Source organism: Paraburkholderia sp. BR10937 (assembly GCF_040965695.1).
In the GTDB taxonomy this organism is placed as follows: Bacteria; Pseudomonadota; Gammaproteobacteria; order Burkholderiales; family Burkholderiaceae; genus Paraburkholderia.
In genome coordinates, this window is the sequence record NZ_JBFRCL010000076.1 from 1 (window position 1) to 16,486 (window position 16,486).

Below are 16,486 nucleotides of genomic sequence, written 5' to 3' on the forward strand. Positions count from 1 at the left end.
GCGATGCCGAGCTCGCGCTGCACGCGGCGCACGAGTTCGACCACGCCGCGCTGGTGGTTGGGGTCGAGGCTGATGAGCGGCTCGTCGAGCAGCAGCAGCTTCGGGTCGCCGAGCAGGCATTGCGCGAGCAGCAGGCGCTGGCGTTCGCCGCCCGACAGCTCCGAAAGCGGGCGGTCCGCAAGCGCGGTCGCCCCCACGAGGTCGAGCACGCGCGCGACGTCGGCGCGGGTGGCGGCGTCGGCGCGCGGCAGGCCCCAGCGGTGGCCGTCGGCGGCCATCGCCACGAAGTCGCGGCCGCGCACACGGCGGCTCGCGAGCGCCGTGCGTGTTTGCGGCATGTAGCCGATCTTCGCGTTGCCGCGCGCGACCGGCTCGCCCAGCACGCGGATCGCGCCGTGCGAGGCCGGCACGAGGCCGAGAATCGCCCGCATGAGCGTGGTCTTGCCCGCGCCATTCGGGCCGAGCACGCCGATGAATTCGCCCTGGTTCACCGCGAAGTTCGCGTCGCGCAGGATCGTGCGCTCGCCGAGCGTCAGCGTCACGCCCGCTAGCGTGAGGACAGGCGTGGGCGCGCGGTGCGCGCCGTTATGCTGTGCGTTGCGCGATGAAGCGATATCGGTGGGCGAAGAGCCGGCCCCGGTCATGACATCTGTCCTTGCTGAATACGGTTAGTGTTGCCCTGCTGTTCCCGCTGCCAGCGCCTTGTCGAGCGAGTCGAGCTGCGCGAGCATCCATTGCTGGAAGTTCACGCCGGCCGGCTGCGTCTCGGTCACGCTCACGGACGGCACCTTCGACTGCTTCGCCAGTGCCAGCATGCGCCGCGTGAGCGCCTCGGTCGCCTGGCTGTTATAGATCAGCACGCGCACGCGGCGCTCGCGCAGGTCGCGCTCGAACGCGGCGATGTCCGAGGCGCTCGCCTCGGTGTCGTTCATCGCCGCGAGCTGGAAGCGCAGGTTGCGCATGTCCAGGCCGATCGCATCCGACATATAGCCGAACACCGGCTCCGTGGCCGTGACGGGCTGCCCCTGATAGCGCGCGCGCAGCGCCGCGACCTTGGCGTCGACGGGTTGCAGCGAGGCGAGGAAGGTTGCCAGGTTGGCATCGTACACGCTCTTGTGCGCGGGGTCCGCCGCGCCGAGCGCGGCGCTCACGGCGCGCGCCACGGCGGGCATGGTCTTCGGGTCGTACCAGAGGTGCGGATTGTCGCCCGCTTTCTTGCCGACGAGGTCCGCCGCGACGATCGTCGTACGGCTCGTGCCGTTCTTGCCGGCGCCGGTGGCGCCTAGCAGCTTGGTCATCCACGGGTCGTAGTCGGCGCCGTTGTACACCACCACGCGCGCATTCTGGAGCGCGCGGGCGGTCTTCGGGCTGGCCTCGAAGAGGTGCGGGTCCTGGTCGGGGTTGCTCAGGATGCTCGTCACGTCCACGTAATTGCCGCCGATCTGCTTGACGACGTCGCCGTAGAAGTTCTCCGCCGCAACGACGGGAATCGTGACGCTGCCGGCCTGCGCCGCCAGGGCCGCGCTTGCGCCGCCGAACGCGCTGCCCAGCGCGAGAGCGAGCCCGGCCGCGAGGCGCGCGAGCGTGACGCGACGGCGCGTGCCTGTTGTGGCAGTCCGGGGCGGGCAGTTGGCGCGGCTGAACGTGATCATGGTTCTATCCTTGTCTATAGGGAGCCTGAAAGCGGACGCGGGCGCGTCGGCGTCGCAAAGGCGAGATGATATAACGTATCACTTCGATTGGCGAGTCAGCTCGCCGTCCGGCCAGCGGGCCGGACCTGCGGGCCGCAGCCAGTCGAGGCTTGCGCGTCGCACCATCGAAATCTCGGGCAATCGCGTTTGTTCGCCTTGACAGTCTCCGACTCGTAACCGATCATTCGATCAACGACAGAGCAAATGCTCACATGTCGGGCGATCGCTCAGCGGCTCCTCGGGAGTGCCCGCCGCGCGCCCCGCACGAACGAAATTGGAGACAACCTGTGGCACACACCGCGACCCCAGCGGCCGGACGTTTGCAGGACAAGGTAGCCGTGCTGACTGGCGCGGCCAGCGGCATTGGCGAGGCGGTCGCGCAGCGTTATCTGGACGAAGGCGCGCGCTGCGTGCTCGTCGACGTGAAGCCCGCCGGGTCCGTCGCGCCAGCGCTGGCCGCCGCGCACCCCGAGCGTGTGCTCGCAATCTCCGCCGACGTCACGCGCCGCGAGGACATCGACCGCATCGTGGAGAGCGCGGTCGAACGCTTCGGCCGCGTGGATATCCTCTTCAACAACGCGGCGCTCTTCGACATGCGCCCGCTCCTCGACGAATCCTGGGACGTGTACGACCGCCTCTTCGCGGTGAACGTGAAGGGCATGTTCTTCCTCATGCAGGCCGTGGCGCGCCGCATGGTCGAGCAGGGCCAGGGCGGCAAGATCATCAACATGTCCTCGCAGGCGGGCCGCCGCGGCGAAGCGCTCGTCGCCCACTACTGCGCAACCAAGGCCGCCGTGCTGAGCTACACGCAGTCGGCGGCGCTCGCGCTGGCGCCCCATCGCATCAACGTGAACGGCATCGCGCCGGGCGTGGTCGACACGCCCATGTGGGAGCAGGTCGACGCGCTCTTCGCACGCTACGAGCATCGTCCGCCCGGCGAGAAGAAGCGCCTCGTGGGCGAGGCCGTGCCGCTCGGGCGCATGGGCCTGCCCGGGGATCTCACGGGCGCCGCGCTCTTTCTCGCTTCCGCCGACGCCGATTACATCACCGCGCAGACCCTCAATGTCGACGGCGGAAACTGGATGAGTTGACCTTTCCCGCAACCCTTGCACAACGCATCACGACAGCAGCCCGGCTGCAGCAAGACATAACGCAACGAACAAGGAGACAACGTCATGAAGCCAGCAATGAAGACCGCAGCAAAGTGCATAAGTCGAGCGGTGAGTGTGGGTGCACTCGTCGCTGCGGCGAGCGCCGCGCACGCGCAGACCGTCACGATCGCCATGTTGAACAACCCGGACATGATCGAGCTGAAGAAGCTCTCGCCTGCCTTCGAAAAGGCCAATCCGGGCATCAAGCTGAACTGGGTGATTCTCGAGGAAAACGTGCTGCGCCAGCGCGCGACCACCGACATCACGACCAACAGCGGCCAGTTCGACGTGATGATGATCGGCACCTACGAGGCGCCGCAGTGGGGCAAGCGCGGCTGGATCGTGCCGATGACGAACCTCCCCGCGAGCTACGACCTCGACGACGTGGTGAAGACCGCGCGCGACGGGCTCTCGTACAACGGCACGCTTTACGCGCTGCCGTTCTACGTCGAAAGCTCGATGACGTATTACCGCAAGGACCTGTTCGACAAGAAGGGCCTCAAGATGCCCGAGCAGCCGACCTATGACCAGATCAAGGACTTTGCCGACAAGCTCACCGACAAGTCCGCCGGCACCTACGGCATCTGCCTGCGCGGCAAGGCCGGCTGGGGCGAGAACATGGCGTACGTGACGACGGTCGCGAACACCTTCGGCGGCCGCTGGTTCGACGAAAAGTGGCAGGCGCAGCTCACCTCGCCGGAGTGGAAGAAGGCGGTGAACTTCTACGTCGACATGCTGAAGAAGGACGGCCCTCCGGGAGCCAGCTCGAACGGCTTCAACGAAAACCTCACGCTGATGTCGTCGGGCAAGTGCGCGATGTGGATCGACGCGACGGTGGCGGCCGGCATCCTCTACAACAAGCAGCAGTCGCAGGTGGCCGACAAGATCGGCTTCGCGGCCGCGCCGACCGAAGTCACGCCCAATGGCGCGCACTGGCTGTGGTCGTGGGCGCTGGCTGTTCCGAAGTCGTCGAAGTCGCAGGACGCCGCGAAGAAGTTCATCGAATGGGCCACGTCGAAGGAATACGTCCAGATGGTCGCGCAGGACGAGGGCTGGGCTTCGGTGCCGTCGGGTACGCGGATTTCGACCTACCAGAATCCCGAGTACAAGAAGGCCGCGCCGTTCTCCGAGTTCGTGCTGAAGGCGATCCAGACCGCCGATCCGAACCATCCGACCGCGAAGCCGGTGCCGTACACGGGTATCCAGTTCGTCGGGATTCCTGAGTTCCAGTCGTTCGGTACGGTCGTGGGCCAGAGCATTGCGGGCGCCGTGGCAGGGCAGATGAGCGTCGACCAGGCGCTCACGGCGGGTAACGCCGCTGCCAACCGCGCCGTGGCGCAAGCCGGGTATCAGAAGTAACTGCGAGAAGTCAGGCTGCGCCGTTCAGGCAGCCAGCGTAGTAGCGCGAAGTGCGCGCCGGGCCACCCGGCGCGGCGCGCACCCTCGCGACAGCCGATGCCGCGCCGTGCCCCGCACAGGCGCGCAACCGAGAAGGGTGGTCCTCATGCGTCATCTCCATCTCCCCATGCCTATATTCAATCGAGCGCGCACGCCGCAGAAACCGCAGCAGGTCGAATCGCGCCGCTCGGCCTCACGCTGGCTCGTGACGCCGTCCGTAGCGGTGCTGCTGCTGTGGATGACGATCCCGCTCGCGATGACGATCTGGTATTCGTTCACGCGATACAACCTGCTGAACCCCGATCTCAAGGGTTTCGCGGGCTTCGACAACTACAGGTTCCTCGCCACCGATCCCTCGTTCGTGCCGTCGATCGTGCACACCATCGAGCTGATCGTGGCGGTGCTCGTGATCACCGTGGTCGGCGGCGTGCTGATGGCGGTGCTGTTCGACCGCAAGTTCATTGGTCAGGGCGTGGCGCGCCTGTTCGCGATCGCGCCGTTCTTCGTGATGCCCACGGTGAGCGCGCTGATCTGGAAGAACATGATCCTGCATCCGGTGTACGGCCTCGTGGCCATCGCGATGCGCTCGATGGGCATGACACCGATCGACTGGTTCGCCGTTTATCCGCTCACGGCGGTCATCATGATCGTGGCGTGGCAGTGGCTGCCGTTCGCGTTCCTCATTCTCTTCACGGCGATCCAGTCGCTCGATCAGGAGCAGAAGGAAGCCGCGAAGATCGACGGCGCGGGCCCGATCGCCCTGTTCTTCTACATCACGCTGCCGCACCTGCGGCGCGCAATTGCCGTCGTCGTGATGATGGAAACCATTTTCCTGCTGTCGATCTTCGCCGAGATCTACACGACCACGGGCGGCGGTCCCGGCAACGCGACCACCAACCTCACTTACCTGATCTACTCGATGGGCCTGCAGCAGTTCGACGTGGGCATCGCTTCGGCTGGCGGCATTCTCGCCGTCGTGCTCGCGAACATCGTGTCGTTCTTCCTCGTGCGCATGCTCGCGCGCAACCTCAAAGGGGAGTACGAAAAATGAGCCAGATTACCGCTACGCCCGCGCAATCGCCCGACGCGGTCAACCATTCTTCGCCCATGCAGTTCGTCGGGCGCGTGCTGCCGGGGCTGCTTGCCTGGCTGATCGCGATCGCGCTGTTCTTCCCGATCTTCTGGATGACGATCACGGCGTTCAAAACCGAGCAGCAGGCCTATATCCCGACGATCTTCTTCCTGCCGACGCTCGACAGCTTCAGAGAGGTGTTCGCGCGCAGCAACTACTTCGCGTTCGCGTGGAATTCGGTGATGATCTCGGCCGGCGTGACGATCGTCTGCCTGATCCTCGCGGTGCCCGCGGCCTACGCGATGGCGTTCTTCCCGAACAAGCGCACGCAGGGCATTCTGCTGTGGATGCTCTCCACCAAGATGATGCCTTCGGTGGGCGTGCTCGTGCCGATCTACCTGCTGTGGAAGAACTCCGGGCTGCTCGACACCGTGAGCGGACTGGTGATCGTCTACACGCTCATCAATCTGCCGATCGCCGTGTGGATGGCGTACACGTACTTCAACGAGATTCCCAAGGACATTCTCGAAGCCGGGCGCATGGACGGCGCGGCCACCTGGCAGGAAATCGTCTATCTGCTCATGCCGATGGCGGTGCCGGGGCTCGCCTCCACCGCACTGCTGCTGATCATTCTTTCGTGGAACGAAGCGTTCTGGAGCATCAACCTCTCCAGCTCGAACGCCGCGCCGCTGACGGTGTTCATCGCGTCGTACTCGAGTCCCGAGGGGCTGTTCTGGGCGAAGCTTTCCGCAGCGTCGCTGCTCGCGGTCGCGCCGGTGCTGATCGTCGGCTGGCTGTCGCAGAAGCAACTGGTGCGCGGCCTTACCTTCGGGGCAGTCAAGTAATGGCCAATGCGATGTCCATTCAAGCCCTGATCTGCGATTGCGACGGCGTGCTGATCGACAGCGAAGCCGTGGCGGCCCAGGTGCTGGTGCGCGAACTCGAAGCGCGCTGGCCCGGCGTGGACGCGGCGCCCGTCGTTATGCCGCTGCTCGGCCAGCGCATCGAGCGCGTGCTGGGCGGCGCGGGTGAAGCGCTCGGGCGCAGCCTCACCGCCGCCGACGTCGATGCGATCCGCACCGTGGCCGAGGCCGAAGCGCGCGAGGCGCCGCTGTTTCCGGGCGTCGTGGCGGCGCTGGAAGCCGTGGCGCTCACCAAGGCCTGCGCGAGCAACAGCTACACGGCGGTGGTGCGCGAGGTGCTCGCGCGCAATGACCTCGACCGCTTCTTTGGCGCGCGTGTGTACTGCGCCGATATCGTCGCCCGGCCCAAGCCCGCGCCCGACGTCTATCTCGCGGCGGCGCAGGGCATGGACGTCGCGCCCGCTGCGTGCCTCGTGGTCGAGGACAGCGTGACGGGCGTGAGCGCGGCGCGCTCGGCCGGCATGACGGTGCTCGGCTTCGTGGGCGGCACGCACGTGGGCGGCGACGCGCACGCGCACGAGCTGCGCGAAGCGGGCGCAAGCGAAATCTTCGACGACATGACGACGCTGCCCGCGCGGGTGGCGTACTGGATGAAGCAGGCGCAAACGCGTTCAAACTGAACCGGCTTAGGCAGACTTAAGCAGAAACGGAGACACATCATGGCAAGCGTGATCCTCAGAGACGTACTGAAGCGCTACGACGACAACGAAGTGCTGCGCGACGTGAACCTCGACATCGGCGACGGCGAATTCGTCGTGTTCGTGGGCCCGAGCGGCTGTGGCAAGACTACGCTCATGCGGATGATCGCGGGGCTGGAGGACATCAGCGGCGGCGACCTGATGATCGACGGTACGCGCATGAACGACGTGCCGCCGGCCAAGCGCGGCATCGCGATGGTGTTCCAGTCGTACGCGCTGTATCCGCACATGACGCTGTACGACAACATGGCGTTCGGCCTCAAGCTCGCGGGCGCGAAGAAGCCCGAAATCGACGCGGCCGTGAAGAACGCCGCGAAGATCCTGCACATCGACCATCTGCTCGACCGCAAGCCCAAGCAGCTCTCGGGCGGCCAGCGCCAGCGCGTGGCGATCGGGCGGGCGATCACGCGCAAGCCGAAGGTGTTCCTGTTCGACGAACCGCTCTCGAACCTCGACGCCGCGCTGCGCGTGAAGATGCGCCTCGAATTCGCGCGCCTGCACGACGAACTGAAGACGACGATGATCTACGTGACGCACGATCAGGTCGAAGCGATGACGCTCGCCGACAAGATCGTCGTGCTCTCGGCGGGCAATGTCGAACAGGTCGGTAGTCCGAACCGTCTCTATCACGCGCCGGCGAACCGCTTCGTGGCGGGCTTCATCGGCTCGCCGAAGATGAATTTCCTCGATGGCACGGTGCAGCAGATCGGCAGCGACGGCATCGTCGTGCGCTACGAAACGGGCGATACGCAGAAGGTGGGCGTCGAGCCGGGCAAGGCGCGCGAGGGCGACAAGGTGACCGTGGGCATCCGCCCCGAGCACCTGCACATCATGACGGGCGCGGAAGGCGTGAGCGCGAAGGCGATGACGGTCGAGTCGCTCGGCGACGCCGCCTATCTCTACGCCGAATGCCCGGTCGCGCCCGATGGCCTGATCGCGCGCATTCCGCCGCTCGAGCGGCACGAGCGCGGCGAGGCGCTCAAGGTGGGATCGACGCCAGACCATTGCCATCTCTTCGACGCGAACGGCCAGGCGTTCGAGCGTCGCTTCGCGCAGCAACTGGCTGCGTGAATTCACTGGCTTGCCGGACGCACCGCCTCGGAGGAGGGTGAGGCGGTGTCTTGTGTGGCGAGGTACCTGAGGTTGCCTTTGTTAGCCCGCTTCGTGCGGGCTTCTTTTTTGGGCTTAGCGTTCGATCGCGGCGCGCGCGCACTGCTCGTCGGTGACGAGCCCGGAGAGCCAGCCGCCGTTGAGCGCCGCGATCACCGCTTCGCGCTTGCGCGCGCCGCCGGCGAAGCCGATGGTCGGGCGGCGCGGCGGCGAATCGAGGTACACGCTCGTCACGCGGCGGCCCGTGGGCGAATCGACGCGCTTGCCGGCGGCGTCGATCGGCAGGCCGAGCATTTCGGCCACGGCGCCCTGGCCCATCAACTCGCGGACTTCGTCGGAGGTGATGAAGCCGTCCTCATGCAGCGGGCAATGCTCGCCGATGTTGCCGATGCCGACGAACGCGACATCGGCCTCGCCCGACAGCGACTCGACGATGCGATAGAGCCGGTGATTGCACCATTGCGCACGCTCCGCCTCGTTATCCGCGATGAGCGGCGCGGGCAGCAGAAAGTGCTTGCCACCCGTCTTCTCGGAGATGTGCAGCGCGACGTCGTAGCGGTTCGACGAGCCGTCCTGGGCGATCGCGCCCACCATCGAAACCAGCCGATGCTGCGGCCGCTCCAGTTGCGCAATCTGGTCGACGGCGGCCTTTAGCGTACGTCCGCTGCTCACGGCCACCACCATCGGCCGCTCTTCGGTGAGGTAGCGCTCCATCACCTGCGCGCCGGCGACCGCGAGCTTGCGGTCGATTTCCTCGGGCGTGTCGTTGTCCACGGGCACCACTTCGCAGACCGAAAGGCCGTAGCGCTTCGAGAGCGCGTCGGCGAGCGCGAGACAATCGGCGAGTCGATGATCGACGCGCACGCGAATGAGGTTCTTCTCGACCGCGAACGCGACGAGGCGCTGCGCGACCGGGCGCGACACCTGCAGCTTCTCGGCGATTTCGTTCTGGGTGTTGCCGGCCACATAGTAGAGCCAGGCGGCGCGGGTCGCGAGATCGAGTTTTTCGGTGGACTTGGGCACGGTGGGGGTCGGGGGATGCGGGGCCGAAGTGTACTGCACGCGTTACGCGAGGCGTTCGCGCGAGGGCTCGAAGAGCGGGCGGACATGGCGGTACAGCGCGCGGTAGGCGGTGAGGCGCTCGCGCAGCGCCGCGTGGCGCGCGGCGTTCGGCGCGTACTCGGCCACCACGGGCGGCTTGGTCAGCACGTCGCGCGCGTTGCCGCCCGCCGCGAGCCAGCCAAGGCGCGCCGCGCCGAGCGCCGCGCCCGTCTCGCCGCCGCCGTGCTGGCGCGTGGGCGTGTCGACTGCGTCCGCAACCAGCTGCGCCCAGTAGGCGCTGCGCGCGCCGCCGCCCAGCATCGACAGCGCACCCACTTCGGTGCCGGCGGCCGCGAGCGCGTCGAGGCCGTCGGTGAGCGCGAGCGTCACGCCTTCGAGCACGGCGTAGCCGAGCAGCGCGCGGTCGGTCGCGTGCGTCATGCCGAAGAACACACCCTGCGCATACGGGTCGTTGTGCGGCGTGCGCTCGCCCGAGAGATACGGCAGGAAGAGCGGGGCCTCGGCGAGGGTTGGCGCGTCGAGCTGTTCGACTTCGGCGAGCAGCGTGGGCTCGTTCGTGCCCGTGAGCTTGCAGACCCAGCGCAGGCAGCTCGCCGCCGAAAGCACGACGCTCATCTGGTGCCAGCGGTCCGGAATGGCATGGCAGAACGCATGCACGGCGGAAGCGGGATTCGGCCGGAAACGGTCGCCCACCACGCAGAGCACGCCCGAGGTGCCGAGCGAGACGAAGCCGTCGCCGGGCTGCGTGGCGCCGATGCCGATGGCGCTCGTCGCGTTGTCGCCGCCGCCCGCCGCCACGACCACGTCGTCGCGCAGACCGAACTCACGCGCGAGCGCGGGCAGGAGCGTGCCGGACGGCGCACTGCCTTCGGCGAGCGCGGGCATTTGCGCGCGCGTCATGTTGCAGGCGTCGAGCAGCGCGTCGGACCAGTCGCGTTTGGCCACGTCGAGCCAGAGCGTGCCCGCGGCGTCCGATGGATCGGAGACCTTGCCGCCGGTGAGCTGCAGGCGCAGATAGTCCTTCGGCAGCAGCACACAGGCCGTTGCGCGAAAGACTTGCGGCTCGTGGCGCGCGACCCACAGCAGCTTGGGCGCCGTGAAGCCCGGCATGGCGAGATTGCCCGCGATGCGATGCAGCTGCGGCGCGCGCGCGGTCAGCTCGGCGCATTCGTCCACGGCGCGCATGTCGTTCCAGAGGATCGCGGGGCGCAGCACGTTGTCGTGCGCATCGAGCAGCACGGCGCCGTGCATCTGCCCGGAAAGGCCGATGCCGCGCACCTGCGCGAATTCGTGCGGATGCGCCTCGCGCAGCGCGGCGAGCGCGCGGCGCGTGCCGTCCCACCAGTCGGCGGGATTCTGCTCGGACCAGCGCGGGTGAGGGCGCGAGACGACGAAGGGCGTGCCGGCGGTGCCGATCACGCGGCCGTCGGGCGCGAGCAGCAGGACTTTCACTTCGGAGGTGCCGAGGTCGATGCCGAGATACATAGGCGCGCTGAAGTCGTGAAGAGAGTTGCGCTACTTTAGCCGCGCGCCGGGCGCGACGCCATGCGCGCCGACCCGGAGGGCGCGCGTGGCGCGGGCGTTGCGGATTACGGTGCGGTCTGTCTTCAAACGCTGCAGCCGCGCGAGGCGAGCCACTGGTCGATGCGCGTGAGCGCGCCGCGCACCGCGCCGCCCAGTGTCGGGTTGCCGGCGAGGCCGCCCCACAGCAGCTTGTCGCCGAGGTACGCCGAGACGGGGTCGCCGCTCTCGAACATGCGGTGCACGGCCGCTTCGTCCATCACGCCGTCCTGGTAGCGGTAGGGCAGTGTGCCCGTGTGCCAGCGTTCCAGAAAGCGCAGAAAGAGCGCGGGCAGCATGGCCGTGGCGGCGGGCGTCGCGCCCCCGGCGATGCGTTGCGCGAGCGTGGGCGCGATGAAGCCGGGGATCTTCGAGTAGCCGTCGGCGGCCACGCGCTGGTTCGTGTCCTGGATGTACGGATTGCTGAAGCGTTCGAGCACGACGTCGCGATACTTGGCGAGATCGAGTGGGCTGGGCGTGAGGCAGGGAATCACGTCCTCGCTCACGTACTCGCGCGCGAAGGTGCGGATGTCGGCGTCGTGGGTGCCTTCGTGGATGAAGTCGAGCCCGACGAGCGTGCCCGCCCACGCAATGCAGCTGTGCGTGGCGTTGAGGATGCGGATCTTCGCTTCCTCGTAGGGCATCACCGATTCGACCATCTCCGCGCCGGCGCGCTCCCAGGCGGGCCGCCCCGCGCAGAAGTGATCCTCGATCACCCACTGGATGAACGCCTCGCCCATCACCGGGCAGGCGTCGTCCACACCGGTCGCCGCTTTTACGCGCTCGCGCACGTCGGGCGTGGGGCGCGGCGTGATGCGGTCGACCATGGAGTCGGGGCACGCCGTGTTCGCGTCGAACCAGTCGCGCAGGTCCGTTGCGCCGCGCAGCGCGAGGAATTCGCGCATGCCCGCATGAAAGCGCTTGCCGTTGCTGCGCAGGTTGTCGCAGGTCTGCAGCGTGACGGGGCCGCCGTCGCGCGCCTTGCGCGCTTCGAGGATCGCGGCGAGCGCGCCGTAGATCGTCGTGCGGCCGCCCTTGAGGTCGGCGGCGAGGTCGGGGTTCGCGGTGTCGAGGCGGTCGTGCTCGTCGAGGTAATAGCCGCCTTCGGTCACGGTGAACGCGACGATCCTGCAGTTCGCGTCGGCGCCTGCGTCGATCAGGCTCGCGAGATCGGCGGACCACGGCAGCACGCGCGTGATCGAGCGGATCGTCTCGTAAGCGCGCTCGCCCTGCGGCGTGACCGTTTCGAGCGTGTAGACGCCGTTCTGCGCGGCCAGCGCGTCCATCACGGCGTTCATGTCGGAGCGGATGTTGCCGACGGTGAGCGACCATGCGGCCTCGTCGGGCTTGCGCGCGAGGTTCACGCGATGCAGGTACCACGCCTGATGCGCCCGGTGAAACGACCCGGCGCCGATGTGCAGGATCACGTTCGCATTGCTGCGTTCGGTGTTCATTCGGTGTCTCCTTACTCAAAGCGGCCGATCGGCTCGAGCCTGAGCAATTGCTCTAGTGATGAACGAATGATCGTATCCGGTCGGTCGAAAGTCAAGCGGGCGAGGGCCGTTTTCGGTGGCGCGCTGCGGCGGGGGAGGTCGCGCGGGCAATGCGCGGACGTGCGCCGCCTGCGGACTGAGCGGGGATGTTGTGGCGCACAAAGCGCCCGGGGGAGAAAGCGGTGAAGAGAGTCGGCGGTGTCGGCGGCCTAGCCGCCGATCTGCGCTACGGCCGCGACGGCCTGATCGGTCGCATCCTGCGCGCAGCAATCCACGACGATGCGCTCCCGCATGGCGCGCAGCCACGTGAGCTGGCGCTTGCAGAGCTGGCGGGTGGCGAACACGCCCTTGTCGCGCATGGTGTCATAATCGACCTCGCCATCGAGGTATTCCCAAACCTGGCGATACCCCACGCAGCGCATGGATGGCAGGTTCGGGTTCAGGTCGCCGCGCGCACGCAGCGCCTTCACCTCGTCGATGAGACCGCCCGCGAGCATGGCGTCGAAGCGCGCTTCGATGCGCGCGTGCAGCACGCTGCGATCGGACGGCTCGAGCGCGACGGGCACGAAGCGGTAACGCGCGGCTTCATCCTCGCGCGTGGACGGCGCGGCGAGCAGCACCGACATCGGCTGCCCGCTCAGCATGAAGATTTCGAGCGCGCGCTGGATGCGCTGCGAGTCGTTCGGGGCGAGGCGTGCAGCCGTGGCCGGATCGACCTGCGCGAGGCGCGCATGCATGGCGGGCCAGCCGTCGCGCGCGGCTTCGGCGTCGAGTTGCGCGCGCACGGCCGGATCGGCCGAGGGCAGGTCGTTGAGGCCTTGCGTGAGCGCCTTGTAGTAGAGCATCGTCCCGCCCACGAGCAGCGGCACGTGCCCGCGCGCGACGATCTCGCCCGTCACGCGCAGGGCGTCGGCGCGAAAGTCGGCGGCCGAATAGGCATCCTGAGGATCGACGATATCGATCAGATGATGCGCGGCGGCCGCACGCTCCGCGGCGCTCGGCTTCGCCGTGCCGATGTCCATCTCGCGATACACGAGCGCCGAATCGACGCTCACGATTTCCACCGTGCGCCCGCGCGCCGCCGACTGCTCGGCATACGCGAGCGCGGCCGCCGTCTTGCCCGAGGCCGTGGGGCCGAGCAGACACGCGACGGGCAGCACTGCGTCGGTTTGTTCCGTGGACTGCGTCATTGACCGCGCATGAAGAGCCGATCGAGATCGGCGAGCGTGAGCTGATACCAGGTCGGCCGGCCGTGGTTGCACTGATCGGCGCGCTCGGTGGCTTCCATCTGGCGCAGGAGCGCGTTCATTTCGTCGAGCGTGAGACGCCGGTTCGCGCGCACCGCGTGATGGCAGGCGAGCGTGCCGAGCATCTCGTGCTGGCGCTCGGTGAGCACGCGCGAGCCGCCGTACTCGTGCAGGTCGGCGAGCACGGCGCGCGCGAGCGCCTGGAGATCGGCGTCCTTGAGGAGCGCAGGCACCGCGCGGATCGCAATCGAGGTGGGCGAGAGGACGGCGAGATCGAAGCCCAGCGCTTCGAGCGTGGCCTTTTCTTCCTCGACGGTGCCGGTTTCGACGGGATCGGCCGTCATCGAGATCGGGATCAACAAGGGCTGCACGGCGAGCGAGCGTTCGGCGAGGGCCTGCTTGAACTGCTCGTACAGAATGCGTTCGTGCGCGGCATGCATGTCGACGATCACGAGGCCGCGCGCGTTCTGCGCGAGGACGTAGATGCCGTGGACCTGGCCGAGCGCGAAGCCGAGCGGATGGTCCTCGCCGGCTTCGAAGGCGGCGTTCGGCGCGCCGGCAGCGAACGCATCCACTGCGCCGTCTTGCGCCTGCGGCACGGTCGAACCTTGCGCCGTGCCGGTGCCGACATCCTTGCGGCCGAACAACGCGTCATACAGTGCGAGCGGCTGCGCGACAGGCAGGCTGCCTTGCGTCATGCGCGACTGGCGCAGCCAGGTGTTGCCGCTGCCCGCGCTGGCACCGCCGCCGCCTGGCTGGCCGAAGCCCGACGCGCGCGAGAGCGCGCCACCCGTGCCGCCGCCGAAGCTGCTCGCCACGCTCGCGGTGCCGAACTTGCCGTCGGCGCCGAAGCCGCCCGCCGCGCCGGGCGCTGCGCCTCCACGCGCGGAGTCGGCCGCGCCCGAAGCCAGCCCGACCGAGGCGCCCAGCACCCCGGCGCCCGGCAGCGCCCGCGGCTCGATGAGCGCAGCGGCATGGCCGCCAGAGGTCGTCTCGGGCGAGGCACCCGCGTGGCGCGCGAGCGCGCGCTGCACGGCATGGAACACGAACTGGTGAATCGAGCGCGAATCGCGGAAACGCACTTCGATCTTCGAGGGATGCACGTTCACGTCGACGGCCTCGGGCGGCAGGTCGAGGAACAGCACGTACGACGGATAGCGGTCGCCGTGCAGCACGTCCTCGTACGCCGAGCGCACCGCGTGCGTGAGCAGCTTGTCGCGCACGAAGCGGCCATTCACGAAGAAGTACTGCTGGTCGGCGCGATTGCGGCTCGCCGTAGGCAGCCCTGCACAACCGTACACGGCGAGCGGGCCGGCGCGCTCGTCGAGCGGCAGATGCGCCGTGGCGAACACTTCGCCGAGGATCTTCGAGACGCGCGTGGCCGGATCGCTCGCGTTCCAGTGCTCGACCGCGCGGCCGTTGTGCAGCACCGAGATCGCGACGTCCGGGCGCGCGAGCGCGCTGCGGCGGATCATCTCGAGGCAATGGCCCAGTTCGGTCTGCTCGCTCTTGAGGAACTTGCGGCGCGCGGGCGTGTTGAAGTACAACTCGCGCACTTCGATGGTGGTGCCCTGGCCGCCCGCAGCCGGCGAGATCGCGCCGGTGTGCCCCTCGATCTTCACGGCGTGCGGCGCGTCGGCGCTGCGGCTCGTGATCGACATCTCGGCCACCGAGGCGATCGACGCCAGCGCTTCGCCGCGGAACCCGAGCGTCGCGACGCTCTCCAGTTCGGCGAGCGAGCGGATCTTGCTCGTGGCGTGGCGCATGAGCGCGAGCGGGAGTTCGGCTTCGGGAATGCCGCAGCCGTCGTCGGCGATGGAGATGCGCTTGACACCGCCCTCGTCGAGCAGGATGCGCAGCGTGCTCGCACCCGCGTCGAGCGCGTTTTCGAGCAGTTCCTTGACGACGGAGGCGGGCCGCTCGACCACTTCACCCGCGGCGATCTGGCTGATGAGCTGGTCGGGCAGCGCCTGGATCGCGCGCGCGGGCTGTGCGGCGCGCGATGCGACGGCGGCGCTGGCAGCGCTTGCCATGTCGGCGGCGCTGGTGGAATCCGGCGCGGCGCCGGTGGGTTCGGAATTCGAAGACATGCGCGCAATTATAGCGAGTCGGCGCTTGCGGACCCGACGCGCTTGAGCGCCCGCGAAACCCTCATCTAGCCGCGCTTTGTGCGCAAATTCACCGAAATTGACGGGATATTTTCGTGACGCGCGGGCACTTTCGGTATCATGGCGCGGTCAATTTGGCTTCTCGCGCAACACAGGGCGAACGCGCTTTTTTCAGGCGCACGGCCCGCGATCAATAAGGGACACTTTTGGATACGCTCCTGCAGTTCGTCAATCTTGTCTTGCACATCGACAAGTTTCTCGGTGTCTTCATCCAGCAATACGGCGGCTGGGTCTACGCGGTGCTGTTCCTGATCGTGTTCTGCGAAACCGGGCTCGTGGTGCTGCCGTTTCTGCCCGGCGACTCGCTGCTCTTCATCGGCGGCGCGTTTGCCGCTACGCATGAGATGAATCTCGGCGTGCTGATCGTGCTGCTGCTCGTGGCGGCGGTCCTCGGCAATACGGTGAACTTTTTGATTGGGCGCGCCATCGGGCCGAAGGTGTTCAATACGCACATTCCTGTGCTCGAACGCTTCCTCGACCGTGCCGCGCTGCAGAAAACCCACGAATTCTACGAGCGCCACGGCGGCAAGACCATCGTGCTCGCGCGCTTCATTCCTGTCGTGCGCACGTTTGCACCGTTCGTGGCGGGCGTCTCGCAAATGCCCATGCGACGCTTTCAGTTCTTCACGGTCACGGGCGCGCTGTTCTGGGTGTTGCTGCTCGTGCTGCTCGGCTACTTCTTCGGCAACATTCCGTTCATTCGCCAGTACCTCAACGTGATCGTGCTCGTCGGCATCGGCGCGGCGATCGTGCCGATCCTGATCGGCGGCGTGTGGAAGATGCTGCGCAAGGACTCGCGTGGCGGCGCCGTGCGCAAGCCCAACGGCGGTTGAGCGTCCGGCGCCTTCAGGGCGCAACGCAAGGAAGAACGGCATCGCCTGCGAAGGCGATGCCGTTTTGTTTTGGCGCTCGC

General features: G+C 67.6%; 13 protein-coding genes and 1 pseudogene. 7 read left to right on the forward strand and 7 right to left on the reverse strand.

Annotation, left to right across the window (positions count from 1 at the left end; all coding sequences use genetic code 11):
* The coding region (locus tag AB4Y44_RS37685) for an ATP-binding cassette domain-containing protein (RefSeq protein ID WP_368702348.1) at window positions 1–644 on the reverse strand (644 nt) is incomplete at its 3' end.
* Window positions 645–668: 24 nt separating this feature from the next.
* A complete protein-coding gene (locus AB4Y44_RS37690; protein ID WP_368702349.1) occupies window positions 669–1,652 on the reverse strand; it encodes a metal ABC transporter solute-binding protein in 984 nt (327 codons plus the stop codon).
* Between the two features lie 326 nt (window positions 1,653–1,978).
* On the opposite strand from AB4Y44_RS37690, the gene AB4Y44_RS37695 reads away from it, so the two are divergent.
* From AB4Y44_RS37695 to AB4Y44_RS37720, 6 genes and pseudogenes are all read left to right on the forward strand, one after another.
* Window positions 1,979–2,782, forward strand: coding sequence for an L-iditol 2-dehydrogenase (locus tag AB4Y44_RS37695; RefSeq protein WP_368702350.1), 804 nt, complete (start codon window positions 1,979–1,981; stop codon window positions 2,780–2,782).
* An 84-nt stretch (window positions 2,783–2,866) separates the two neighbouring features.
* Window positions 2,867–4,201, forward strand: coding sequence for a sugar ABC transporter substrate-binding protein (locus tag AB4Y44_RS37700; RefSeq protein WP_342921163.1), 1,335 nt, complete (start codon window positions 2,867–2,869; stop codon window positions 4,199–4,201).
* Window positions 4,202–4,436: 235 nt separating this feature from the next.
* A pseudogene (locus AB4Y44_RS37705) lies at window positions 4,437–5,291 on the forward strand (carbohydrate ABC transporter permease); the annotation flags it as partial.
* A complete protein-coding gene (locus tag AB4Y44_RS37710; RefSeq protein WP_342921162.1) occupies window positions 5,288–6,157 on the forward strand; it encodes a carbohydrate ABC transporter permease in 870 nt (289 codons plus the stop codon). The pseudogene AB4Y44_RS37705 and the gene AB4Y44_RS37710, both read left to right, overlap by 4 nt.
* 11 nt (window positions 6,158–6,168) lie before the next feature.
* Window positions 6,169–6,855, forward strand: a complete 687-nt coding sequence (locus tag AB4Y44_RS37715) for an HAD family hydrolase (protein ID WP_368702351.1) — start codon at window positions 6,169–6,171, stop codon at window positions 6,853–6,855.
* A gap of 39 nt (window positions 6,856–6,894) precedes the next feature.
* The gene (locus AB4Y44_RS37720; RefSeq protein ID WP_342921160.1) at window positions 6,895–8,004 is read left to right on the forward strand and encodes a sn-glycerol-3-phosphate ABC transporter ATP-binding protein UgpC; all 1,110 of its coding nucleotides are present in this window, start codon (window positions 6,895–6,897) and stop codon (window positions 8,002–8,004) included.
* 114 nt (window positions 8,005–8,118) lie between these two features.
* Here the strand turns inward: AB4Y44_RS37720 and AB4Y44_RS37725 are convergent, their stop codons facing one another.
* From AB4Y44_RS37725 to mutL, 5 genes are all read right to left on the reverse strand, one after another.
* The gene (locus AB4Y44_RS37725) at window positions 8,119–9,066 is read right to left on the reverse strand and encodes a sugar-binding transcriptional regulator (protein WP_342921159.1); all 948 of its coding nucleotides are present in this window, start codon (window positions 9,064–9,066) and stop codon (window positions 8,119–8,121) included.
* A gap of 42 nt (window positions 9,067–9,108) precedes the next feature.
* Window positions 9,109–10,590: a xylulokinase gene (xylB, locus tag AB4Y44_RS37730; RefSeq protein WP_368702352.1), complete on the reverse strand. Its 1,482-nt coding sequence runs from the start codon at window positions 10,588–10,590 to the stop codon at window positions 9,109–9,111.
* Window positions 10,591–10,712: 122 nt separating this feature from the next.
* The gene (gene dalD / locus AB4Y44_RS37735) at window positions 10,713–12,119 is read right to left on the reverse strand and encodes a D-arabinitol 4-dehydrogenase (protein WP_368702353.1); all 1,407 of its coding nucleotides are present in this window, start codon (window positions 12,117–12,119) and stop codon (window positions 10,713–10,715) included.
* Window positions 12,120–12,367: 248 nt separating this feature from the next.
* Window positions 12,368–13,348, reverse strand: coding sequence for a tRNA (adenosine(37)-N6)-dimethylallyltransferase MiaA (miaA, locus tag AB4Y44_RS37740; RefSeq protein WP_368702354.1), 981 nt, complete (start codon window positions 13,346–13,348; stop codon window positions 12,368–12,370).
* Window positions 13,345–15,438, reverse strand: a complete 2,094-nt coding sequence (mutL, locus tag AB4Y44_RS37745; RefSeq protein ID WP_368702367.1) for a DNA mismatch repair endonuclease MutL — start codon at window positions 15,436–15,438, stop codon at window positions 13,345–13,347. The genes miaA and mutL overlap by 4 nt, the downstream gene beginning before the upstream one ends.
* Before the next feature lie 281 nt (window positions 15,439–15,719).
* Between mutL and AB4Y44_RS37750 the strand changes: the two genes are divergently transcribed.
* Window positions 15,720–16,406, forward strand: coding sequence for a DedA family protein (locus AB4Y44_RS37750; RefSeq protein ID WP_133182740.1), 687 nt, complete (start codon window positions 15,720–15,722; stop codon window positions 16,404–16,406).
* Window positions 16,407–16,486 lie beyond the last annotated feature (80 nt).